Here is a 23,001-nt window from a genome sequence, read left to right as displayed (position 1 = left end):
CCGCCGCGCGAGCGTCCGAGGCCGTGATCGTCGGGTTCGATGTCGACGCCGCCGGGAGGCTCCTTCCGCAAGCCCGGACCAGTCACTACAAGAGACGAGGCCACAGCCCGAGAGCTGAAGCCTCATCATGTCGAGCACCCTTGCAGTACTAGCCGCGGTCCATTCCGCTCACCAGGCGGCGGGCCATCGGGTGGGTGCGGACGATCTCGGCGAGGTTGGTGGACCCCCGAGTGATCTTGGCGAAGGCGCGCCAGGCCGGGCGGAAGCCGGTGAGTGCCGCATGGAACATCCCCGGCCGCCGGGCGAACGCCCCGTACAGCCGGCGCCCCACGCCCATCTCCACACCGAGCCCCGCCTTGATGGCGAAGGCGTAGTTCAGCGCCTGCCGGCGGGCGTCCACCCCGTCGTGCGCCTCGGCGATCCGCACCGCCCACTCCCCCGCGAGCCGGCCGGAGCGCAGCGCGAAGGAGATGCCCTCCCTGGTCCACGGTTCCAGCAGCCCCGCCGCGTCCCCGCACACCAGCACCCGGCCGCGGGACAGCGGCGAGTCGTCCGAGCGGCAGCGGGTCAGGTGTCCGGAGGAGATGCTGGGTTCGAAGCCGGCCAGACCCAGCCGGGCGATGAAGTCCTCCAGATAGCGCTTGGTGCCCGCGCCCTCGCCGCGTGCCGAGATGACACCGACGGTCAGCGTGTCGCCCTTGGGGAAGACCCAGCCGTAACTGCCGGGAATCGGTCCCCAGTCGATGAGCACCCGACCGGCCCAGTCCTCCGCCACGGTCGGCGGCACCGGGATCTCGGCCTCCAGGCCCAGGTCGACATGGTCCAGCTTGACCCCGACATGGGCGCCTATCCGGCTCGCGCTGCCGTCGGCGCCCACGACCGCGCGGGCCAGCACCGTCTCCCCTCCGGACAGCACCACCGCCACCGTGCGGCGGTCCGGCACCAGTGGGCCGTGCTGCTCCACCCGGCTGACCGCGGCCCCGGTGCGCACCTCGGCCCCGGCCTCCCTGGCGGCCTCCACCAGCCCGGCGTCGAACTCCGGCCGGTTGATCAGCCCGAACAGCGGCTGCTTGGAGCGGCGGGTGCGGGTCAGCTTGCCGTTCAGCGAGAAGGTGACGGCGTGCACCCGCTCCCGCAGCGGCAGTTCGAAGCCGGGCGGCAGCGCCTCTCGGGAGGGGCCGATGATGCCGCCGCCGCAGGTCTTGTACCGCGGCAGCTCGGCCTTCTCCAGCAGCAGCACCCGGCGCCCGGCGCAGGCGGCGGCGTAGGCGGCGGAGGCACCCGCGGGGCCCGCGCCCACCACCACGACGTCCCACACCGACTGGTCCTCACGCTCCGCCGAAGAGTTCTCCATCCCGGCTGCGCTGTCGCTGCTCACGTGTGCCTTCCGCTCCCACTCGACCGACCTGAACTGCCTGAACCGCTCGTGCGGCATCCTACGGCGCGGTGCTCCCGCGGCCCGCTGTGGGATGATCGACGACACACCCAAGCTCGTACATACGTGCCCAACGCCGCGCACCCCAGGAGCGTTCCCATGGATCTCGCCGAGTCAGTCGCCGCACTCCTCCCCCGTGCCCGCACCGAGTTGGCCGAGTTCGTGGCCTTCCGCTCGGTCGCGGACGAGGCGCAGTTCCCTCGCAGTGAGTGCGAGGCGGCCGCCCGCTGGACCGCGGACGCGCTGCGGGCCGAGGGATTCCAGGATGTGGCCCTGCTGGACACCCCCGATGGCTCGCAGTCCGTGTACGGCTTCCTGCCCGGCCCGGCGGACGCCCCGACAGTGCTGCTGTACGCGCACTACGACGTGCAGCCGCCGCTGGACGAGGCGGCCTGGCTCTCCCCGCCCTTCGAGCTGACCGAGCGCGACGGCCGCTGGTACGCGCGCGGCGCGGCGGACTGCAAGGGCGGTCTGATCATGCACCTGACCGCGTTGCGCGCGCTCAAGCAGCACGGCGGCGTCCCGGTCAACGTCAAGGTGATCGTGGAGGGTTCGGAGGAGCAGGGCACCGGTGGCCTGGAGCGGTACGCCGAGGCGCACCCGGAGCTGCTCACCGCGGACACCATCGTCATCGGGGACTGCGGGAACTTCCGGGTGGGGCTGCCCACCGTCACCGCCACCCTGCGCGGGATGACCATGCTGCGGGTCCAGGTGGACACCCTGGCCGGCAACCTCCACTCCGGGCAGTTCGGCGGCGCCGCGCCGGACGCGCTGGCCGCACTGATCCGCATCCTGGACTCGCTGCGCGACGCGGACGGTTCCACCACCGTGGCGGGCCTGTCCGGGGAGGCGAGCTGGGAGGGACTCCAGTACCCGGAGGAGCAGTTCCGCACCGACGCCAAGGTGCTCGACGGGGTGGAGCTGATCGGCTCGGGCACGGTCGCGGACCGGCTCTGGGCCCGGCCCGCGGTGACCGTGATCGGCATCGACTGCCCCTCGGTGGTCGGCGCCACCCCCTCCGTCCAGGCCAGCGCGCGGGCGCAGGTGAGCCTGCGGGTGCCGCCGGGGGTGGACGCCGCCGAGGCCACCAAGCTGCTCACCGCCCACCTGGAGAACGCGGCCCCCTGGGGCGCTCGGGTGAAGGTCGAGCAGGTCGGTCAGGGCCAGCCGTTCCAGGCCGACACCAGCAGCCCGGCGTATGCCGCGATGAGCGAGGCGATGCGTGAGGCCTACGACGGGGTGGACATGGCCATCGCCGGCCAGGGCGGCTCGATCCCGCTGTGCAACACGCTGGCCGTGCTCTATCCGCAGGCGGAGATCCTGCTGATCGGGCTGAGCGAGCCGGAGGCGCAGATCCACGCCGTCAACGAGAGTGTCTCCCCTGAGGAGTTGGAGCGGCTCTCGCTGACCGAGGCGCTGTTCCTGCGCAGGTACGCGGCGACCGCCGAGCGCGGCTGACACCACCCGAAGCCCGGGGGTGCCGCCACACCGGCGGCACCCGCGGGCTTCGGCATACCGGTCTCACCTTCGCGGGCACGTGCGGGAGGGCTGCCGCACCCACGCCCCAGCGCACCCCGTACGGCCGGTGCCGGCAGGGCCGAACCGCACCGGCGGTGCGGGCCGCCTCCCCACTCCGTTCAGCCGACCGGTACGCCCGACTCCAGGTTGATGGTGCGTCCCTGCTCGCGGGCGCGCAGCGCCCACCCCAGGCGGCGGAGCCGGACCGGCGGCAGCAGGGACGCGGCCTCGGCCTCGGTGACGAAGCGCCAGCCGCGCAACTCCTCGCGGGGCAGCAGCAGCCCGCGGGCGGCGGCCTCGCCGAGCCGGCCCCCGTCGTACAGCAGGCGCTGGCCGCCGTGGCCGGGTGGGCGGGGTGGTTCCCAGTCGACCACCAGCAGCCGCAGCGGGCCGCCCAGCCGTATCCCCAGCTCCTCCGCCACCTCGCGGATCCCGGCCCGGCTCGGTGACTCCCCCGGCTCGACGACTCCGCCGGGGAACTCCCATCCGGGTTTGTAGGTCGGGTCCACCAGGAGCACCCGGTCCCGCTCGTCGAAGAGCAGCACCCCGGCCGCCAGCGTGGGGGCCGTGGGCTCCGGGGTCTGCACGATCTCGCAGGCCCCCGCCCCGCCCCGGACCCCGGCGGCGACCCGCTCCGCGGTCTGCCGCGGGGTGAGGCCGGTGGTGTCCACCACGTGGGCCTCGGCACTGATCCAGGGCAGCGCCGCGCGGTAGGGCGCCAGGTGCTCCCGGCACCAGGCGCGCACGGACTCGCTGGCCTCCGGATCGCCGGGTACCTCCACCCGCTGGTCGATGCGCTGACGAAGGATCGTTTCGTCGGGGCGCAGCAGCACATGCCGCACCGGGATCCGGCGCGCCGCGAGGCCGCCGAAGATCTCGTCCCGGTACTCCTGCCTGAGCAGTGTCATGGGCGCCACCAGCGGGCCGCCCGTCTCGGCGTGCAGTGCCGCGCCGGTCTCCACCACCAACCGCCGCCAGGCAGGCAGGTCCTGGTAGTCGGAGACCCCGGCCAGCCGCTCGGCCGGCAGCATCCTGCGCAGTCCGTCGCCGACCAGCTCCGGGTCGTACAGCGTGCTGCCGGGGAGCAGGTCCACCAGAGCCCGGGCCGCTGTGGTCTTGCCCGCACCGAACGCACCGTTCAGCCAGACGATCACGTTCCCCCTCCTCCATCGCCCCCAGAGAGCTGCCCGCACCACCCTGCCACGGAAACGCCCGGCGCCCCGGGAGCGAACGGATCTCCCCAACCGGCGGCCCGTACCAGAGGTGCCGCCACCCCCGCGGGAACTACCATCGCCCGCGGCGGAACGCCTCACTCCACCGGCCGCACCGTCCAACGCCGCAACACCCCGCTCCCCCAGCCGCACCACCGCCCCCCGATCGGTGCGCCTGCGGCCGATTCGACGCCCCGGAGGGTCCGCCACCCCGAAGCCGGAAGAGGTCCCGGGCTGGTCCGACTGGTTCCGTGGGGCGGGTGGACCCCGGTGGTGTCAGCCGGTGGCGAAGCCGGGCAGGCGGGCCTGTTGGGCGGCTGCCGCGGCGGCTCCGATCAACCCGGCGTCACCGCCCATCGTGGCGGGCAGCACGGTCAGGTCCCGGACGAAGGAGAGCGTCGCGTAGTCGGCCAGGGCCCGTCGCAACGGCCCGAACAGCACCTCGCCGGCGCCTGCCACACCGCCGCCGACGACCGCGACCTCGATCTCCACCAGGTTCGCGGTGGCGGCGATCCCCGCCGCCAAGGCCTGCGCCGCGCGGGCGAAGGAAGCCGCGGCCACCGGGTCCCCGGCCCGGGCGGAGGCGGCCACGGCCGCGGCGGAGGCGTCCCCGTCCGGCCCCGGGCGCCAGCCCGCCGCAAGCGCGCGGCGGGCGATGTGCGGGCCGCTGGCGATGCGCTCCACACAGCCACGCCCCCCGCAGGGGCAGGGATCGCCGTCCAGGTCCACGCTGATGTGGCCGATGTGGCCGGCGTTGCCGGTGGGGCCGGGGTGGAGTCTGCCGTCGAGTACCAGCCCGCCGCCCACGCCGGTGGAGACCACCATGCACAGGGCGTTGGTGCGACCGCGGGCGGCGCCCTGCCAGTGTTCGGCGGCGGCCATCGCCACCCCGTCTCCGACCAAGGTCACCGGCAGCGCGCCGGTGGTCTCGCGCACCCCCTCGACCAGGGGGAAGCCGCGCCAGCCAGGGATGTTGACCGGGCTGACGGTGCCGGTGGAGGCGTCCACCGGGCCCGCGCTGCCGATGCCCACCGCGGCGGCACGGCTCCAGTGCTCACCGGCGGCCAGCTCCCGGAGCACCGCGGTGACCGCGCGCAGCACGGTGGGCCCGTCCTCCTGGGCCGGGGTGGCCCGGCGGGCCCGGGCGACCAGCTTCCCGCCGCCGTCCACCAGGGCGCCCGCGATCTTGGTTCCGCCGATGTCCAGGGCGGCGATGAGGTCAGGTGGCATGGGAGTCGGCTCTCCAGACAGGCGGGTGTACGGGAGGTGCCCGCACAGTCTCCCGTGCTCTGACAACGTTGTCCAGGCGCTATGCTCATCAGCCTCCCTCCCCTGGACATCCCAGGCGCCTCCCCTCCGAACCAGCGACAGATCCGACCAGCGACAGACAGGAACCGCGCACCGTGGCCGACGCCGCCGGCAGCCCCGTCCCTCACCGCTACGGGAACCGCCCCACCATGAAGGACGTGGCGGCCCGCGCCGGCGTCGGGCTGAAGACGGTCTCCCGGGTGGTCAACGGCGAGCCGGGGGTCACCCCGGACACCGAGCGGCGGGTCCGGGAGGCGATCACCGCGCTCGGCTTCCGGCGCAACGACAGCGCCCGGATCCTGCGCAAGGGCCGTACCGCCAGCATCGGCCTGGTGCTGGAGGATCTGGCCGACCCGTTCTACGGGCCGCTCAGCCGCGCCGTGGAGGAGGTCGCCCGGGCCCACGGGGCGCTGCTGATCAACGGCTCCAGCGCCGAGGACCCCGCGCGCGAGCAGGAGCTCGTACTGGCGCTGTGCGCGCGCCGGGTGGACGGGCTGGTGATCATCCCGGCCGGCGAGGACCACCGCTATCTGGAACCGGAGCTCGCGGCCGGGGTGGCCACCGTCTTCGTGGACCGGCCGGCGGCACGGATCGAGGCCGACGCGGTGCTCTCCGACTGCTTCGGCGGCTCCCGCGCCGCGGTGGCGCACCTGATAGCCCACGGCCACCGCCGGATCGGCTTCATCGGCGACCGGCCCGGCATCCACACCGCCGCCGAGCGGTTGCGCGGCTATCGGACCGCGATGGCCGAGGCCGGGCTCCCGGTGGACCCTTCCTGGATCTCCCTGGGTCCGACCGATCCGGACAGGGTGGGCGCCGCCGCCCGGTCCATGCTGGACGGGCCTGGCCCGATCACCGCGCTGTTCGCGGGGAACAACCGGGTGACGGTGACCGCGGTACGGGTGCTGGCCGGCCGGACCCTGCCGGTGGCCCTGGTCGGCTTCGACGACTTCGAGCTCGCCGACCTGCTCTCCCCCGCCGTCACCGTGGTCGCCCAGGACGCCGCCCGACTCGGCCGTACCGCCGCCGAGATGCTCTTCCGCAGGCTGGACGGCGCGGCGGGCGAGCCGCGCCGAGTGGAGCTGCCGACCCGGCTGATCGCCCGCGGCTCCGGCGAGATCCCCCCGGCCGACCGGGGCTGACCGGCCGTAGGCCTTTCCGGTAGCCGAGCGAGGGGCCGAAGGCCACCCCGGCGGTTCCTCGCCCGAGCCACGACCGGCGAGACCGCACCTCGCGGCCGCAGCCGACCAGCGGTGTCTCCTCGTGGGAAAGGGCGGTCCTCAGACCACGGGCACCGCTGTGGCCAGCCGGGAGATCTCCGCGGCGACGGCTTCCGGATCGGGGGCGACGGTCACCCCGGCGATGCCCTCCAGGCCCGGATGGGCGCCGACCCGCACCGAGTGCCGCGCGTTGCGCAGCAGGTCGAGGTCGTTGATGTCGTTGCCGAAGGCGTTGTACTCCTGGATCCCCAGCGAGGTCAGCGCCTCCCACTTCGTCGTGGTGCCCGGGGCGAAGTCGATGATGCCCTCGTCGAGGTGGTGGTTGACGGACATCCCGAGCGTGCGGCCGGCCTCGGCGAGGGCCGGCAGGTCCGTCGCCTCGACGACGAGGAACTTCACGACCGCCGGAAGGTCGGCGAGCTCCACCCGGCGGGCCAGGTTTCCCTGGTCGACGCGGCTGCGGATCGGATGGTCGGCCGGTCCGGTGTACGCGTAGTCCCAGGGGCCGTCGGCGAGGTAGCCCGCCCGGAACCGCTCGACCTCCACCAGCAGCCTGCCGAGTTCGCCGGGCGCGAAGGCGGCCCTCGCTCGGACCTGGCCGTCGAGGGAGACGAGGCTGCCGTTGCCGCCGATCAGCGGGGCGTCGGGAAAGGCCCCGTCGAGGACGGGCAGGATGTCGCGGACCGGCCGGGCGGAGGCGAAGACCACCTGGTGGCCGGCGCGTTCGCAGACCTCGATCGCGGCGAGGATCCGGCTGTCGATGGTCCGTCCGTCGAAGCAGAGGGTGCCGTCTATGTCGAAGACCGTGGTGCGGGCGCTGGAGGTGATCACTGCGGAAGCGTACCCAGCCGCCGCCGCGGGTGGCCTACCGCCCACCGGTGAACGGCTCCCGCGGCTGCCTCCGGTACCCGACGTGCGCCGGAGGCGGGCGACAGGGGCCGGCCGGCGCCCCGTCAGTTCACCGTCGGGCCGCGGCCGGCGAGGTGGTCGAGCGCCGGGCGGTCCAGTCCGGTCGATCCGGTGACCTCGTCGGCGTCCAGCGCGCCGCAGTCCAGGCCGCGCAGCAGATGGCCGCTGAGCGCCTTCGCGGTGGCCGGCTCGTCCAGCACCTGGCCACCGGCGCGCCGCACATAGGCGGTGAGCCGGGCGGCGGCCTCCTCCAGACCCTCCCGGTAGAAGGCGTAGACCGCGGCGTAGCGGGTGGGCAGCTGCGCCGGGTGCATGTCCCAGCCCTGGTAGTAGGCGCGGGCCAGGGAGCGGCGGACCAGCCGGTGGTGCAGTCGCCAAGCCTGGTGCACCTGTTCGGTGGGGCCCACCGGCAGCACGTTGGTGGAGCCGTCGCTGAGGCGTACCCCGGTGCCCGCCGCGGCGACCTGCATCACCGCCTTGGCGTGGTCGGCGACCGGGTGGTCCGGTGACTGGTGGGCGGCACTGACCCCGCAGGAGGCGCTGTAGTCGAAGGTGCCGTAGTGCAGGCCGGTGGCGCGCCCCTGGGCGGCGTCGATCATCCGGGCGACGGTGGCCCGGCCGTCCGGGCCGAGGATGGACTGGGTGGTCTCGATCTGGATCTCGAACCCGATCCGGCCGGCCGGCAGGGCGCGGGCCTTCTCGAACTCCTCGCACAGCCGGACCATCGCCGTGATCTGCTCGGGGTAGGTGACCTTGGGCAGGGTGAGCCGCAGGCCCTCGGGCAGCCCGCCGGCCTCCATCAGTCCGGTCAGGAAGATGTCCAGGGTGCGGACGCCCCGGTCGCGGACGGCCGCCTCCATGCACTTCATCCGGATCCCCACCCAGGGGGCCGCGGTGCCCTGGGCCGTGGTCTCGGCGACCAGGCGGGCGGCGCGGGCGGCGGCCGCGTCCTCCTCGGCGTCCGGGCGCCGGCCGTAGCCGTCCTCGAAGTCGATGCGCAGGTCCTCGACGGGCTCCCGGCGCAGTTTGGCGCGCACCCGGTCGTGGACCGCGGTGGCCAGCCGGTCGGGCAGTCCGAGGACGGCGGCCAGCGCCGGGGCGTCGGGTGCGTGGGCGTCCAGCGCGGCCAGTGCCCGCCGCCCCCAGTCGGTGACGGTGTCGGCGGCGAAGGCGTCGGCGGGTACGTAGACGGTGTGCACCGGCTGGCGGGTGCCGGGATCGCCCGGATAGCGGCGGGCGAGTTCGGCGTCCACCCCGGCCAGCGCGGAGTCGATCTCGCGGGTCACGGCACTGGTCAGACTGGTCGGCACCGGCTGCTGCCCCATCTGCGCACCCTTCTGCTCCGCCGCGCGGACCCAGTGATCCGCGGGCCGTGGCGAAGCTATCCGGGGCCCGGTCGCCGGTCAACACCCGCCGGGCAGCGGGACGGCCCCCGTACGCGGGTGCGTACGGGGGCCGTCCGGGAGTCGCTGCGCGCGATCAGCCCTTGCGGGCCTTGACCTCCTCGGTCAGCTGCGGCACGACGTCGAACAGGTCGCCGACCACGCCGTAGTCGACCAGCTCGAAGATCGGGGCCTCTTCGTCCTTGTTGATGGCCACGATGGTCTTCGAGGTCTGCATGCCGGCCCGGTGCTGGATGGCACCGGAGATGCCCGCCGCGATGTACAGCTGCGGGGAGACCGACTTGCCGGTCTGGCCGACCTGGTTGGTGTGCGGGTACCAGCCGGCGTCGACGGCGGCCCGGGAGGCGCCCACGGCACCGCCGAGGGAGTCCGCCAGCGCCTCGATGACCGGGAAGTTCTCCGCTCCGTTGATGCCACGGCCACCGGAGACCACGATCGCGGCCTCGGTCAGCTCCGGGCGGCCGGTCGACTCGCGCGGCGTGCGGGAGACGACCTTCGTGCCGGTGGCCTGCTCGCCGAAGGAGACCTCCAGCTGCTCCACCGCGCCGGCCGCCGGGGCGGCCTCGACCGCGGCCGAGTTGGGCTTGACGGTGATGACCGGGGTGCCGGTGGTGACCCGGGACTTGGTGGTGAACGCGGCGGCGAAGACCGACTGGGTCGCCACCGGGCCCTCGTCGCCGGCCTCCAGGTCGATGGCGTCGGTGATGATGCCGGAGCCGATGCGGACCGCGAGGCGGGCCGCGATCTCCTTGCCCTCGGCGGAGGACGGGAAGAGGACGGCCACCGGCGAGACGGCCTTGTAGGCGGCGGCGACCGCGTCGACCTTCGGCACCACCAGGTACTCGGCGAACTCGGGCGCGTCGGCGGTGAGCACCTTGACCGCACCGTGCTCGGCGAGCACCGGGGCGGCGGTGTCGGCGCCGGCGCCGAGGTGCACGGCGACCGGCTCGCCGATCCGGCGGGCCAGGGTCAGCAGCTCGAGGGTGGGCTTGCGGACGGCGCCATCCACGTGGTCGACGTAGACGAGAACTTCAGCCATTACTACTCCTGCGCGGGAAATCCCGGTTCTCTGCCGGGTGAGGCGATTGCACTGCTACGGCTCCGGCCTGTGCCGCAAGGCATCGGGCAGGGCTTGTCCGTCATGGGCGGTGAGAAGCTCCTGAGAGGCGGAGTCACGGTGCCGCTCTGCTACGAGAGCGCACACCGCCTGGGGCGGGTCGAGTGCGGCCCGCCCCGGCCTTGTCAGATGAACTTCCGCTCCGCGAGGAAGGCGGCGAGCTGCTTGCCGCCCTCGCCCTCGTCCTCGACGATGGTGCCCTTGGTGCGGGCCGGGCGCTCCGCGGCCTCGTCGACCTTGGTCCAGGCGCCCTCCAGACCGACGGCGTCGGCCTCGATCTCCAGCTCCTCCAGGTCCCAGGACTCCACCGGCTTCTTCTTGGCGGCCATGATGCCCTTGAAGGAGGGGTAGCGGGCCTCGCCGGACTGGTCGGTCACCGAGATGACGGCCGGCAGCGCGGCCTCCAGCTGCTCGCTGGCGGCGTCGCCGTCGCGGCGGCCGGTCACCTTGCCGTCCGCCACCGAGACCTCGGAGAGCAGGGTGGCCTGCGGGACGCCCAGCCGCTCGGCCAGCATCGCCGGGAGCACGCCCATCGAGCCGTCGGTGGAGGCCATGCCGCAGACGACCAGGTCGAAGCCGGCCTTCTCGATGGCCGCGGCGAGCACCAGCGAGGTGCCCAGCGCGTCGGTGCCGTGCAGGTCGTCGTCCTCGACGTGGATGGCCTTGTCGGCGCCCATGGACAGCGCCTTGCGCAGCGCGTCCTTGGCGTCCTCGGGGCCGACGGTCAGCACGGTGATCTCGGCGTCGTCCGCCTCGTCGGCGATCTGCAGCGCCTGCTCGACCGCGTACTCGTCGAGCTCCGAGAGCAGGCCGTCCACGTCGTCGCGGTCGACGGTCAGGTCCTCGGCGAAGTGCCGGTCGCCGGTGGCGTCGGGCACGTACTTCACACAGACAACGATCCTCAAGCTCACGCCGGCTCTCCTACTGCAATCGTCTCTTGAGCTGCCTTGTGCTGGCAGCATAGGCGCCTTGTGACCCTGACCCCGGTTGGGGTGGCCCACTCGCCGAACGAAATATTACTCGTCAGTACACCCACCCTCTTCCCCTGAGGCAAGCTCGGTGAACTGTGACCTTGCCAACGAGGGGGAGGGCCCGGGCCTCCGCCACCGCCCTGAGCGGGAGGCAGCTGGGGGAGTGCGCGCCAGGGCACGCGAGGCCGGCAATGATCGGCCGGACAGGACCTAGTCCCGCAGTGCGTTGAAGCCGCCCTGGTGGTAGAGGAGCGGGCGGCCCGCGCCGGAGGGGTCGCCGGCCACCGCCTCCGCGATGACCACCCGGTGGTCGCCGGCCGGTATTCGGGCCACCACCCGGCACACCAGCCAGGCCAGTACGCCGTCGATCACCGGTACCCCGTGCGGCCCGGGCCGCCAGCTGGTGGGCGGGGCGAACCGGTCGGCGCCGCTGCGCGCGAAGGTGGCGGCCAGCTCCCGCTGGTGCTCGCCGAGGATGTGCACGCCGAGGTGCTCGGCGTCCGAGATGGTCGGCCAGCTCGAGGATCCGGTGCCCACGCCGAAGGAGATCAGCGGCGGCTCGGCGGCCACCGAGCTGAGGGAGGTGGCGGTGAAACCCACCGGGCGAGCGCCCTGCGCGGTGATCACCGCGACGCCCGCCGCGTGCCGTCGGAAGACGGAGCGGAACAGGTCGGAGGTGGTGAGCCGGGGCGCGCCGAGGTCGGGGGTGGCGGTCATGGAGTTGTCCTTCTGGTGGGGTTTCGAGCCGGGAGTGGTGCCGTGGGAGGCACTCACGGGGGACTCGAACAGCGCGCGCTCGCGGTACGCGGCGGATCCATGTGCGCGCACCTGTGGAGAAGGGGTCGCCCGGGCCGCATGGCGTCAGACTGACGATTCGGGATACGCAGCGTCAAGGCCGCTCGGTGATCTGCGAGATCCGTCACGGGTCCGGCCATCGGCTCACACCGCCTCGCCGAGCGCGGCGATCACGTCCACCCGGCGCGGTTGGCCGCCGGCCCGGCGCACCACCCGCCCGGCGGCGTCCAGCACCAGCACCGTGGGGGTGCGTGCGATGCCCAGCTCGCGTACGAGATCGAGCCGCGCCTCGGCGTCGATCTCCACATGGGCCACGCCGTCCACCATGCCGGCGACCTCGGCCAGGGTGCGTCGGGTGGCCCGGCAGGGCTGGCAGAAGGCGGTGGAGAACTGGAGCAGGGTGGCCCGCCGGCCCAGCGGGGCGCCGATCCGGTCGGCGTCGAGCCGCTCGGGGTCTCCGCCCTGAGGCCCCGTCCGGGTGGTGGTGGTGCCCTCCGGGGGTGCCCCCGCCCGCGCCGCCGCGGCGTCCCGCCCGCTCACCCGCATCCTCCCGATTCGCTGTGACCTGTCCCGCCGTGGCTGATTCCGCTGGGGCCGATTCCGCTGTGTGCAGCGTTCCCAGAGGGCGCGGAAATTCCCCGCTGGTCCCCTCGCCCGCCCCGACGTGACGAGAATCTCCTGGCCAGAGCGGTCCTGGCGGTAGCAGACCGGCGCGAGTTGGGGCACCATTCCCGAAAGCCCCAACCTACGGCCGCGTAACTTCCCTCGGGAGAACCCTCCCAGAAGACGCTGAAGGGTCCTCTCACCATGGCAGAGCTCGTCTACCCGCCCGTGATCGGTGTCGTCCGCACCATGTTCAAGGCGCTGGACCTGCGCTTCGACATCAAGGGCACCGAGAACATCCCGCGGGAGGGAGGGGCGGTTCTGGTGAGCAACCACATCGGGTACCTGGACTTCGTCTTCTGCGGTCTCACCGCCCGGCCGGCCAAGCGGCTGGTGCGCTTCATGGCCAAGGAGTCGGTGTTCCGTCATCGGGTGTCGGGGCCGCTGATGCGGGGCATGAAGCACATCCCGGTGGACCGCGCGGCGGGCATGGCCGCCTATCAGAAGGCGCTGACCGCGCTGCGCTCCGGTGAGATCGTCGGCGTCTTCCCGGAGGCCACCATCTCGCAGTCGTTCACCCTGAAGTCGTTCAAGTCGGGGGCGGCGCGGATGGCCCAGGAGTCCGGCGTACCGCTGCTGCCGATGGCGTTGTGGGGGACCCAGCGGCTGTGGACCAAGGGCCACAAGCGGGACATGGGACGCAACCACTTCCCGATCACCATACGGGTGGGCGAGCCGGTGGAGGCCGATGCCGCGGAGCACCCGGACTCGATCACCGACCGGCTGCGCCACCGTGTCCAGGATCTGCTGGAGGCCGCCCAGCGCGCCTATCCGGTGCGTCCGCGCGATGCCGAGGACACCTGGTGGATGCCCGCCCACCTGGGCGGCAGCGCGCCCACCCCGGAGCAGGCGGCCGCGCTGGGCCGGAGCTGACCCGGCCGGCGGCCCGCCGCCGACGCACGGCACCCGGTCGCGGGGATCCGCGACCGGGTGCCTTTTCCGTCCTGCGGGGAAAGCGAGGCCGTCCCGCGGGGAAAGCGGGTCAGCGCTTGCCCATCTCCTCGGCTATCGCCTCGGTGAACGCGTCCACGTCGTCCGGGGTGGTGTCGAAGGCGCACATCCAGCGCACCACGCCGGCCGGCTCGTCCCAGAAGTAGAAGCGGTAGCGCTTCTGCAGCCGCTCGGCCACGTCGTGCGGCAGCACGGCGAAGACCGCGTTGGACTCGACGGCGTACTTCACCTCGACGCCCTCGATGGCGCGTACGCCCGCGGCCAGGCGCTTGGCCATGGCGTTGGCGTGCCGGGCGTTGCGCAGCCACAGGTCCTTGGCGAGCAGCGCCTCCAACTGCACGGAGACGAAGCGCATCTTGGAGGCGAGCTGCATCGACAGCTTGCGCAGGTGCTTCATGGCCCGCACCGCGTCCGGGTTGACGACCACCACGGCCTCGCCGAAGAGCATGCCGTTCTTGGTGCCGCCGTAGGACAGCACGTCCACGCCCGCGACATTGGTGAAGGACCGCATGGGCACGTCGAGGGTGGCGGCCGCGTTGGCGATGCGCGCACCGTCCAGGTGCACCTTCATGCCGCGCTCGTGGGCGTGGTCGCAGATCTCCCGGATCTCCTCGACCGTGTAGCAGGTGCCCAGCTCGGTGGTCTGGGTGATCGAGACGACCTGCGGCATGGCGCGGTGCTCGTCGTCCCAGCCCCAGGCCTGGCGGTCGATCAGCTCGGGCGTGAGCTTGCCGTCCTCGGTGGGTACGGTCAGCAGCTTCAGCCCGCCGACGCGCTCCGGCGCGCCGCACTCGTCCACGTTGATGTGCGCGCTCTCGGCGCAGATCACCGCGCCCCACCGGTCGGTCAGCGCCTGCAGTGCCACCACGTTGGCGCCGGTGCCGTTGAAGACCGGGAAGGTCTCGGCGTACGGACCGAAGTGGCTGCGCATGAGGTGCTGGAGGTGCGCGGTGTAGTCGTCCTCGCCGTAGGAGATCTGGTGACCTCCGTTGGCGAGGGCGAGGGCCGCGAGTATCTCCGGATGGGTGCCGGCGTAGTTGTCGCTGGCGAAGCCGCGCAGTGCGGGGTCGTGGCGACGCTTGGCGTCGGTGCGGGCGTCGGTGATCACGGCTTCGGGGTCAGCCACTGGCGGGTTCCGTTCACTTCCGGGGCGGGCCGGTCCCAGACACCGGCGATGGCCTCGGCCAGCTCCTTGACGTCCGTGAAGCCCGCGAACTTGGCATTCGGGCGTTCCGCGCGCATGGCGTCGTGCACCAGCGCCTTGATCACCAGAATGGTAGCCGCGGCCTGGGGACCGCTGTCGCCCCCCAGCTTCTTGAAGGAGTCGGCGAGCGCCAGGGTCCACGCCTCGGCCGCCGCCTTGGCCGCCGCGTAGGCGGCGTTGCCCGCGGTGGGCTGGCTGGCGCCGGCGGCGCTGATCAGCACGTAGCGGCCCTTGCCACTGCTCTGCAGGGCGTCGTGGAAGGCCAGCGAGGTGTGCTGCACCGTCTTGATCAGCAGGTTGTGCAGGGTGTCCCAGTCGGCCAGCGGAGCGTCGGCGAAGGTCTTGCTGCCGCGCCAGCCGCCGACCAGGTGCACCAGGCCGTCGATCCGGCCGAACTCCTTCTCGATGCGGTCGGCCCAGGCCCGGGTGGCGTCCAGGTCGAGCAGGTCGACCGTCTCGCCGGTGACGGTGGCGCCGCCGTGGGCGTACCGGGCGGCGTCGACCGCCTCGGCCAGCCGCGCCGGGTCGGCGTCCGCGCCCACCACGGTGGCTCCGGCCTCGGCGAGCCGCAGCAGCGCGGCGCGGCCCGCGGGGCCGGCCGCTCCGGCCACGGCCACCACGGCGCCGTCCAGCGGTCCCTTGCCGTTGCCCTCGTTGGGGGTCGGGCTGGAAGTGGGAGTGGTCATGGTGGTTGCCTCCTCGTGCCCCGCGCTCACGCGGCGGCTCGGATGTCGCTGTCGGCCGTTATTCCCTTGGTCGACGCGATCACATCGCGCAGCTTCTTCGCAAGGGCCTCATAGAACATGCTGAGCGGAAACTCGTCGGGGAGCACGTCGTCGACCAGCTTGCGCGGCGGCAGCGAGGTGTCCAGGGCCTCGGGGCCCTTGGCCCAGGTCGAGCCGGGGTGCGGAGCCAGGTACTCGGAGACCAGCTCGTAGGCCTTGAGCCAGTGCACCAGCTTCGGCCGGTCGATGCCGTCCCGGTAGAGCTTCTCGATCTCGGCGCAGAGCTGGTTGGTGACCTGCGGCGCGCGCTCCCAGTCGATGCGCAGGGTGTTGTCGGTCCAGCGGACCACGTCGTGCCGGTGCAGGTAGGCGAAGAGCAGCTGGCCGCCGAGGCCGTCGTAGTTGCGGTTGCGGTCGCCGGTGATCGGGAAGCGGAACATCCGGTCGAAGATCACCGCCCACTGCACGTCGCGGGCCTGGGCGAAGCCCTCGGCCTCCAGTGCCACGGCCTCCTTGAAGGCGGTGAGGTCGCAGCGCAGCTCCTCCAGGCCGTACATCCAGAACGGCTGGCGCTGCTTGATCATGAACGGGTCGAAGGGCAGGTCGCCGTGGCTGTGGGTGCGGTCGTGGACCATGTCCCACAGGACGAAGGCCTGCTGGCAGCGCTCCTGGTCGGCGAGGAGGGCGGTGATGTCCTCGGGCAGCTCGATGCCGAGCACGTCGGCGGCGGCCAGGCTGACCCGGCGGAAGCGGGCGGCCTCGCGGTCGCAGAAGATGCCGCCCCAGGTGAAGCTCTCGGGCACCTCGCGGACGGCGATGGTCTCGGGGAAGAGGACCGCGGAGTTGGTGTCGTAGCCCGCGGTGAAGTCCTCGAAGGTGATGCCGAGGAAGAGCGGGTTGTCGTAGCGGGTGCGCTCCAGCTCGGAGAGCCACTCCGGCCAGACCAGGCGCAGCACCACGGCCTCGAAGTTGCGGTCCAGGTTGCCGTTCTGCGTGTACATGGGGAAGACGACCAGGTGCTGGCGGCCGTCGAGCCGGTCCCGCGCGGGCGCGAAGGCCAGCAGCGAGTCCAGGAAGTCCGGCACCCCGAAGCCGTCGTCGGCCCAGCGGCGCAGGTCGGCGACGAGCGCGCGGTGGTAGGCGGCGTCATGCGGCAGCAGCGGGGACAGTTCCTCGACCGCGGCGATCACGCGGTCAACCGCGGCCCGCGCCGTGTCGCCCGTGGGGGCGGATTCGGCCTCGAAATCGATCGAGCCGTCTTTGGACTGCCAGGGGCGGATCTCCTCCACAGCGGCCTTGAGCACCGGCCACGACGGGTGCTCGATCACGCGCGCACCGGGCAGAGCATCTGTGCCTATTGCCTCGGTCGCAAGAATTTCCGTCATGACACAACCTCCACAGGAGAACCTCGCGTAAAGGCACCGTATCTTTTGCCGGATCTTCCACTCAAGAGGGGGAACGAAAAATTATCCTGCGCAGCCGCATGCAGACCGATAATTTTACGGCCGCCGTGGGGTCGTGCCGCTCGCCGGCCATCGGGACGGCGGCCGCTAGGCTGGCCGCCGCCTGTGGAGCCGCCCCCGACAGAAGCGAGACAGCGTTGACCTTCCTCACCATCGGACACCGCGGAGTGATGGGCGTCGAGCCGGAGAACACCCTGCGCTCCTTCGTCCGCGCCGAACGCGAAGGCATGGACGTCATCGAACTGGACCTCCACCTGAGCAAGGACGGCGCGCTGGTGGTGATGCACGACGCCGAGGTGGACCGCACGACCGACGGGACCGGCCTGATCGGCGACCAGACCCTGTCCGAGCTGCGCCAGCTGGACGCCGGCCGGGGCGAGCGGGTGCCGGTCTTCGAGGAGGTCCTGGACGCGGTCTCGACACCGCTGCAGGCCGAGATCAAGGACCGGGCGGCGGCCCGCGCGCTCGCCGAGGTGCTGCGCCGCCGCGATCTGCTGGACCGGGTGGAGGTGCTGTCCTTCCACGATGAGGCGCTCGCCGAGATCCGCACCCTGCTGCCGGAGGTGCGCAGCGCCCTGGTGGCCAGCCGGTACAAGCTGGACGTGATCGACCGGGCCCAGGCGGTCGGCGCCGCGACCCTGGTGCTCAACCTCCGCCGGCTCACCCTGGAGCTGGTGGAGCGCGCCCACGCCGCCGGCCTGCGGGTCATCGGCTGGACCGTGAACACCCCGGACCACCTGCGGCTGGCCCGCGGCCTCGGCCTGGACGGCGGCACCACGGACTACCCGGCGATCCGCCGGGCCACGCGCTACACGGCGTAACGGCCGCCGCGCCCTGGGCGGGGCCTGCCTCACCGGCCGGGCCTCCGCCCCTCGGGATCGGCCGGATCACGGGGCCACTGAGGTGGGGGCCGGCTCAGCGGCCTCCGCCCGCCCCCGTCGGCCCCGGGGTACGGGGCCCACCGAGGTGGCGGCCCGCCTCACGGGCCTCTGCCCACCTGCCGTCAGCCGATCCAGGGCGCGGGGCCCACTGAGGTGGGGGCTCGCCTCACCGGCTTCGGCCTACCGCCCGTCGGCCCGGGGCGCGCGGCCGCGCCCGTGGACTCCCTCAGGCCGAGGCCGCCACCAGCGGCTTCACCAGCAGCTCGAACTCCAGACCGGCCTGGCGCGGGATGCCGAAGCGCTCGTCTCCGTACGGGAACGGCGTCCTCCGGCCGGTGCGGACATAGCCGCGCCGCTCATAGAAGGCGATCAGCTCCTCCCGGGCGGTGAGCACCGTCATGTGCATCTCGCGGGCGCCCCACTCGGCGGCCACGGAACGCTCCGCCTCGGCGAGGATCAGCTTGCCCACACCCGCGCCCTGCAGCCCCGGGCGTACCGCGAACATGCCGAAATAGGCCACCGTCTCACCCGTCTCACCGGTCCGCCGCTCCAGCTGGCAGCAGGCGATCAGCTCGCCGTCCCGCTCCACCGCCAGCATCCGGCCGGACGGGTCGCCGACCACCGCCGCGACCCCCTCGGGGTCGGTGCGCTGGCCGCCCAGCAGATCCGCCTCCGTGGTCCAGCCGGCCTTGCTGCCCTCTCCCCGGTAGGCGCTCTCCACCAACTCCACCAGCGCGGGCACATCGGCCAGGGCGGCGGTCCGGAAGTCCAGTCCTGCGGCGGGGCGGGTGGCGGTCGAGGTGTTCTCCATGGCGTCCGGCGGTCCTTCCATGTGCTGTGCGCGGTGGTACCGGTGGTGCGGGGCGTACGGGTGACAGGGGGCTGTGCGGGTGGTACGCGGGGGTTGCCGTCACCACGACTGCCGACCTTAGCGCGGGTCCGTTGCATAGGGTCGCGGACATGGTGCATGTACTGAGCAGTCGACTGCTGCTGCGTCCCACCGATCCGGAGCGTTCCCGGGCCTTCTACGGCGAGGCGCTGGGACTGTCCGTCTACCGCGAGTTCGGTACCGGTCCGGAGCGCGGCACGGTCTACTTCCTCGGCGGCGGCTTCCTGGAGGTGTCCGGCCGGGCCGACGCCCCTGCCGGCCCCAACCTCGAACTCTGGCTTCAGGTCGCGGACATTGATGCAGCACACACCGAGTTCTCCGAGCGCGGGGTGCCGGTCCTGCGCGAGCCGCGGCGTGAGCCCTGGGGGCTGCTGGAGATGTGGATCAGCGACCCCGACGGGGTGCGCATCTGCGTGGTGGAGGTGCCCGCCGACCATCCGCTCCGCTCCCGGCCCGGCATCTGAGCCCGCCGCCGCCGACCGCGGCGACGTACCGTGGAAGAAGTGGGCAGCCTTATCACGACACAGGAGCGCGAACTGCTGTTCCTGATCGTCGGACACCTGGACGAGGGCAACACCCCCGCCGTGGACGAACTGGCCCTCGACGTCGGCCGGGACGTCACGGCCGAGGTCGCCGCCCTCCAGGACAGGGGGTGGATCCTGGTGCGCCGGACCGACGGGCCGCCGACGGTCACCGGGCTCTCCCCCGCGGGCGTGACGGCGGCGGCGGGCCTGCGATTCGGCCGGCAGGACCACGACCGAGGCGCCTGAGCCGACTTCACGACCGAACCAGCCGGACCCGGACGGTCATGGCTCCGGGTCACGTCAGAAGCGGTTGCCTGAGGTTGTTGAATGACCCAGGTGCTGTGAAGGGGTGCTCGAAGGCCGTCGGACCCCAGGCCGCTCGGATGCCTGACCCGTCTCGGCGAAGGTGGGCGGATCTCAGTGGAGTTCGACCGCCGAATGCCAGGTCCCGCTGAACAGGTCGGCCACCAAGGCGCGGGCGTAGGCTTCGTCGGTGTCCGGCACGGAGAAGACGACGCGGAAGTAGAGCGGGGCGACGATCTGGTCGAGCAGCCGCTCCGCTGGAGGCGGCGTTTCGCCCCGGCCGCGGGAGGCTTCGAGGACCATGTCGAGGCCGGCCGTGGCGCGTTGCAGGCATTCCCGCAGGCCGCTGCGGCGCTCGTCGATGTCGGGGGAGACCTCCGCCCGGAAGAACGCGATACCGCCGGGCCGGGTCAGATCGGCCAGTGTCCGGACCGCGTACGCCTCCAGGTCCGTGCGGAGATCGCCGCTGGAGGAAGGCGGGGCATCCGTCCCGCGCGCGACCGCCACCTCGGCAAGCAGCGCCTGCAGCGTGCCCCAGCGCCGGTAGATGGTGGTGGGGTTGACCCCGGCGCGCTCGGCCACCGCGGGAATCGTCAGTCGGGTCACATCGCGCTCACCGGCCAGGTCGGTGAGGGCCTGGTAGACGGCCGCCTGGACGCGGGCACTGCGGCCGCCGGGACGCTTCGCGAGGGGTTCGGTAGGCACACCCCCAGACTAACGCAGATCGGATTGCTTTTAGCGGACGGAGGGCGCTAACCTCGCTAAAGCAAATCAACCTGCTTTAGCTGACCATCGCTCGCACTCCGAAGAGGCCCGCCATGACCACCACTGCCCACGACCTCGGCCGGCGCTTCCACGCCGCACTCGTCTCCGGTGACTGGCCGGCCATCCGGTCCATGCTCCACGACGACGCCACCTGGACCCTGCCGGGCGACAACACCATCAGCGGCACCGTCGTCGGCGCGCACGCCGTGGTCGAACGCGCCCGGAAGATCGCCTCCTACGGCCTGTCCTTCGAGTTGCTGCACGTCCTGGTCAGCCGCGAGAACATGGCCCTGTCACTGCACAACACCGCCCGGCGCCCGGACGCGATCCTCGACGAGTACCTGACCACCGTCTGCCGCCTGCGCGACGGCAGGATCGCCGACATCGAGACCTACCTGTCCGACGTTCCCGGCATGAACGCCTTCTTCGTCTGACGAGAACCCGGTTCCGCACCCGTGCCGTCGGGCCGGGGCCCTCGACCGGTCTCACGGTCCGCCGCCGGATCCCCGCGCCCGTCGGCGTGATCTCCACGTGGCACGGGTGTCCGAGCCGGTTGCGGCCTCGGGCACCCGTCTGAACGTCGTGTGCGCTTCGGGGCGTCACGCTTCCCGGTACCCGCTCCGATCAGGTCACGCGTTCGAGGGGCGGCCGGGACGCCGGGGCCGGATCACTCGTCCGCCCGGGCCTCGTCTCGGTCGAGCCCGGGAGCGTCGGGTCGCGCAGCGGGCACAGGCCCCTCACTCCGCGCCCTGCCACGCCCCGATGCGCCCGAGCGCTCCCCCCGGTGCCTCCCCGCGCTGCCGTACGGTCCCGATCCGCCGGGCATCCTCCCGGCGGGCTCCGTCCGCACCGCGCGGCCGGGGCTGTCCTCCCGGGGAGGTGCGCCGTGCATGGACCACCGCTGGCGGGGTGGCTGCTGGTGGCGCTGGGCGCCGCCACCGGCACGTACTGCCTCGCGCACTGGCTGACGGCGCCGGCCGGGGCGCGGTGGGGCGCCGGTTCCGAGGCACTGCTGGGCTGGGGCATGGCACTGATGGCGGTCCCGGCCGGAGTGCTGGACCAGCACCCGTGGGGCCCGCCCCTGTACGCGGTGGTGTTCGGCGCCGCCGGGGCGGGCGCCCTGCTGCCGGTATGCCGCGGCCGGCCGCGGCGAAGCCGTCCGCACCACGTGGTCGAGGCATGGACCATGGCGTACATGGGGGCGGCGATGCTCCAGGGCTCCGGAGCCGGCCACGCCGGGCATCCGGGGCACCCATCCGCCGCCGGCCTGCCACTGCTGACCGGCGCGCTGCTGCTGTACTTCACCGGGTACGCGCTGCGTTCCGGGGTCCGGCTGGTGCCGGTGGCGGCCACCGGGGCGGACAGTGCGGCCTGGCCGCGGCGGCCGGAGTTGACCGACGCCTGCCGACTCGCCATGGCCACCGGGATGTGCGCGATGCTGCTGACTTTGTGAGCGGGCACCCCGCGGGACTCGAGACGGCTGCCCTGCGGGCGGGCACCCTGGGACCCGAGACGGCCGACCCTGCGAGCGGGCACCCTCTGGGCCCGATGCCGCCGCCCCTGCGAGGGAACACCTCCGGCGCCCCTCCCCCGAAACCGTGGCGTGCGTCACTTCGCTGACACGGGCGTACCCAGTCGCCGCGCCCCCTCATAGGCTGACGACCATGATGGTCCCGCTCGCGCTGCTGGTCCTCGGCGCTGTGGCGGCGGCGATGGCACCGCGCCTGCTGACCCGCTCCGCCTGGCTCGACCACGAACCCGTGCTCGCCCTGTGGATATGGCAGTGCGTCGTGGTCGCCGTACTGATGTGCTGCGGCCTGGCCATGGCGCTGAGCGCGGCGGCGGCCTCCGAGGCGGTGCGCGGCAATGTCTTCGCACCCGCCCCCCAGGGGGTGGTGGAGGCCTATGCGCTGAGCGCCCACGGTCCGTGGGCCGGGGCGGTCGCGGTGGCGCTGGCCTGTGGCGCGGTATGGACGGCGGTGATGCTCACCCGTGAGGTCTACCGCGCCCGTACCCGCCGTAGGCAACGGCGCGCCGAACTGCTGGTACGCGCCCCGCTGCTGCCCGGCGAAACGCCCAGCACGGACCGGCTGGTGGTACTGGAGGGCGACCGCCCCAGCGCCTGGTGGCTGGCCGGGTCCACTCCGCAGCTGGTGATCACCACGGCGGCACTGCGCCGCCTGAAGGGGCGACAACTCGACGCGGTACTCGCCCATGAGCAGGGCCACGCCCGCGCCCGCCACGACTGGCTGCTGCACTGCGCCGGCGCGCTGGCCGGCGGGTTTCCGCAGGTGCCGGTCTTCGCGGCGTTCCGGGACCAGGTGCACCGGCTGGTGGAGATGGCTGCCGACGACGCCGCCTCGCGCCGTTTCGGCCGCCTCACCACGGCCCTGGCCCTGGTCGAACTCAACGAGGAGCGGGGTTCCTTCGGCCCCTGCCCGACCCAACTCGCCGAGGTTCCCGAGCGGGTGGACCGACTCCTGGCCCCGGCCCCCCGGCTCCCCGTCTCCCGCCGCCTCCGCCTGACGGCCGCCGCGGCACTGGTGCCGGTCATCCCGGTGCTGGTCGCCTTCGTTCCTGCACTGCGCGTACTGGGCTGAGGGCCGGGGGCGGCACCCGGCCCCCGTCCCGCGCCGCCTCCCCCGCACAGCCGTGGCAGCACCAGCGCCGGCCATCCCGGCACCGACCACCTCGATCCCCACTCCGGCCTCACAGCCCAGGCCGATGGCCGGTACGAGACCGAAGC

23 protein-coding genes are annotated in these 23,001 nt (G+C 73.0%); 9 read left to right on the top strand and 14 right to left on the bottom strand.

Translation table 11 applies throughout. The features are described 5' to 3' along the window. Positions 1–148: 148 nt before the first annotated feature. A complete protein-coding gene (locus E4099_RS02305; RefSeq protein ID WP_135337197.1) occupies positions 149–1,354 on the bottom strand; it encodes a geranylgeranyl reductase family protein in 1,206 nt (401 codons plus the stop codon). Between the two features lie 180 nt (positions 1,355–1,534). Between E4099_RS02305 and E4099_RS02300 the strand changes: the two genes are divergently transcribed. Then, a complete protein-coding gene (locus tag E4099_RS02300) occupies positions 1,535–2,893 on the top strand; it encodes a dipeptidase (RefSeq protein ID WP_135337192.1) in 1,359 nt (452 codons plus the stop codon). 179 nt (positions 2,894–3,072) lie between these two features. Here E4099_RS02300 and E4099_RS02295 read toward each other — a convergent pair whose 3' ends face one another. Both E4099_RS02295 and E4099_RS02290 read right to left on the bottom strand, forming a co-directional pair. Beyond that, positions 3,073–4,107, bottom strand: a complete 1,035-nt coding sequence (locus E4099_RS02295; protein WP_135337191.1) for an NUDIX hydrolase — start codon at positions 4,105–4,107, stop codon at positions 3,073–3,075. Positions 4,108–4,440: 333 nt separating this feature from the next. Further along, positions 4,441–5,394, bottom strand: coding sequence for an ROK family protein (locus E4099_RS02290; protein ID WP_135337190.1), 954 nt, complete (start codon positions 5,392–5,394; stop codon positions 4,441–4,443). Between the two features lie 227 nt (positions 5,395–5,621). Between E4099_RS02290 and E4099_RS02285 the strand changes: the two genes are divergently transcribed. After that, positions 5,622–6,614, top strand: a complete 993-nt coding sequence (locus tag E4099_RS02285; protein WP_135337196.1) for a LacI family DNA-binding transcriptional regulator — start codon at positions 5,622–5,624, stop codon at positions 6,612–6,614. Between the two features lie 138 nt (positions 6,615–6,752). Here E4099_RS02285 and E4099_RS02280 read toward each other — a convergent pair whose 3' ends face one another. From E4099_RS02280 to E4099_RS02255, 6 genes are all read right to left on the bottom strand, one after another. After that, a complete protein-coding gene (locus E4099_RS02280; protein WP_135337189.1) occupies positions 6,753–7,523 on the bottom strand; it encodes an HAD hydrolase family protein in 771 nt (256 codons plus the stop codon). Between the two features lie 122 nt (positions 7,524–7,645). After that, positions 7,646–8,926, bottom strand: a complete 1,281-nt coding sequence (locus E4099_RS02275; RefSeq protein ID WP_135337188.1) for a DUF6986 family protein — start codon at positions 8,924–8,926, stop codon at positions 7,646–7,648. Between the two features lie 154 nt (positions 8,927–9,080). Then, the gene (locus E4099_RS02270) at positions 9,081–10,043 is read right to left on the bottom strand and encodes an electron transfer flavoprotein subunit alpha/FixB family protein (RefSeq protein ID WP_135337187.1); all 963 of its coding nucleotides are present in this window, start codon (positions 10,041–10,043) and stop codon (positions 9,081–9,083) included. Positions 10,044–10,246: 203 nt separating this feature from the next. Beyond that, entirely contained in the window at positions 10,247–11,032 is a 786-nt protein-coding gene (locus E4099_RS02265; protein ID WP_135337186.1) for an electron transfer flavoprotein subunit beta/FixA family protein, read from the bottom strand. Positions 11,033–11,302: 270 nt separating this feature from the next. Further along, positions 11,303–11,809, bottom strand: a complete 507-nt coding sequence (locus tag E4099_RS02260) for a flavin reductase family protein (protein ID WP_135337185.1) — start codon at positions 11,807–11,809, stop codon at positions 11,303–11,305. 222 nt (positions 11,810–12,031) lie between these two features. Beyond that, complete coding sequence (locus E4099_RS02255) at positions 12,032–12,316, bottom strand: TlpA family protein disulfide reductase (protein WP_167828273.1); 285 nt, start codon at positions 12,314–12,316, stop codon at positions 12,032–12,034. A gap of 378 nt (positions 12,317–12,694) precedes the next feature. Between E4099_RS02255 and E4099_RS02250 the strand changes: the two genes are divergently transcribed. Beyond that, entirely contained in the window at positions 12,695–13,423 is a 729-nt protein-coding gene (locus tag E4099_RS02250) for a lysophospholipid acyltransferase family protein (protein WP_135337183.1), read from the top strand. 109 nt (positions 13,424–13,532) lie between these two features. On the opposite strand, the gene E4099_RS02245 is transcribed toward E4099_RS02250, so the two are convergent. The 3 genes from E4099_RS02245 to E4099_RS02235 are packed head-to-tail and all read right to left on the bottom strand — an operon-like array spanning position 13,533 to position 16,815. Continuing rightward, positions 13,533–14,627 (bottom strand): threonine aldolase family protein, encoded by a 1,095-nt coding sequence (locus E4099_RS02245; RefSeq protein ID WP_245244515.1) that lies wholly within the window; start codon positions 14,625–14,627, stop codon positions 13,533–13,535. After that, positions 14,606–15,391, bottom strand: coding sequence for an SDR family NAD(P)-dependent oxidoreductase (locus E4099_RS02240; protein WP_135337182.1), 786 nt, complete (start codon positions 15,389–15,391; stop codon positions 14,606–14,608). The genes E4099_RS02245 and E4099_RS02240 overlap by 22 nt, the downstream gene beginning before the upstream one ends. Before the next feature lie 26 nt (positions 15,392–15,417). Beyond that, the gene (locus tag E4099_RS02235) at positions 15,418–16,815 is read right to left on the bottom strand and encodes a DUF6421 family protein (RefSeq protein ID WP_135337181.1); all 1,398 of its coding nucleotides are present in this window, start codon (positions 16,813–16,815) and stop codon (positions 15,418–15,420) included. Between the two features lie 215 nt (positions 16,816–17,030). On the opposite strand from E4099_RS02235, the gene E4099_RS02230 reads away from it, so the two are divergent. After that, the gene (locus E4099_RS02230; RefSeq protein WP_135337180.1) at positions 17,031–17,714 is read left to right on the top strand and encodes a glycerophosphodiester phosphodiesterase; all 684 of its coding nucleotides are present in this window, start codon (positions 17,031–17,033) and stop codon (positions 17,712–17,714) included. Between the two features lie 286 nt (positions 17,715–18,000). Here the strand turns inward: E4099_RS02230 and E4099_RS02225 are convergent, their stop codons facing one another. Beyond that, entirely contained in the window at positions 18,001–18,585 is a 585-nt protein-coding gene (locus E4099_RS02225) for a GNAT family N-acetyltransferase (RefSeq protein WP_135337179.1), read from the bottom strand. A 149-nt stretch (positions 18,586–18,734) separates the two neighbouring features. Between E4099_RS02225 and E4099_RS02220 the strand changes: the two genes are divergently transcribed. Both E4099_RS02220 and E4099_RS02215 read left to right on the top strand, forming a co-directional pair. Next, on the top strand, positions 18,735–19,127 hold the full coding sequence (locus tag E4099_RS02220) for a VOC family protein (protein ID WP_135337178.1): 393 nt from the start codon (positions 18,735–18,737) through the stop codon (positions 19,125–19,127). A 39-nt stretch (positions 19,128–19,166) separates the two neighbouring features. Continuing rightward, a complete protein-coding gene (locus E4099_RS02215) occupies positions 19,167–19,433 on the top strand; it encodes a hypothetical protein (protein WP_135337177.1) in 267 nt (88 codons plus the stop codon). 171 nt (positions 19,434–19,604) lie between these two features. On the opposite strand, the gene E4099_RS02210 is transcribed toward E4099_RS02215, so the two are convergent. Further along, on the bottom strand, positions 19,605–20,195 hold the full coding sequence (locus E4099_RS02210; protein ID WP_135337176.1) for a TetR/AcrR family transcriptional regulator: 591 nt from the start codon (positions 20,193–20,195) through the stop codon (positions 19,605–19,607). A 113-nt stretch (positions 20,196–20,308) separates the two neighbouring features. Between E4099_RS02210 and E4099_RS02205 the strand changes: the two genes are divergently transcribed. The 3 genes from E4099_RS02205 (at position 20,309) to E4099_RS02195 (ending at position 22,855) form a co-directional block, all read left to right on the top strand. After that, positions 20,309–20,689 (top strand): nuclear transport factor 2 family protein, encoded by a 381-nt coding sequence (locus E4099_RS02205; protein WP_135337175.1) that lies wholly within the window; start codon positions 20,309–20,311, stop codon positions 20,687–20,689. Positions 20,690–21,141: 452 nt separating this feature from the next. Next, positions 21,142–21,708 carry a DUF5134 domain-containing protein gene (locus E4099_RS02200; protein ID WP_135337174.1) on the top strand — a complete coding sequence of 189 codons (567 nt, stop codon included), beginning with the start codon at positions 21,142–21,144 and terminating at the stop codon, positions 21,706–21,708. A 211-nt stretch (positions 21,709–21,919) separates the two neighbouring features. After that, positions 21,920–22,855, top strand: a complete 936-nt coding sequence (locus E4099_RS02195; RefSeq protein ID WP_135337173.1) for a M56 family metallopeptidase — start codon at positions 21,920–21,922, stop codon at positions 22,853–22,855. Positions 22,856–23,001: the final 146 nt, after the last annotated feature.

This window comes from Streptomyces palmae, from assembly GCF_004684805.1.
GTDB lineage: Bacteria > Actinomycetota > Actinomycetes > Streptomycetales > Streptomycetaceae > Streptomyces > Streptomyces palmae.
This window is presented reverse-complemented; position numbering and strand designations above follow the sequence as displayed.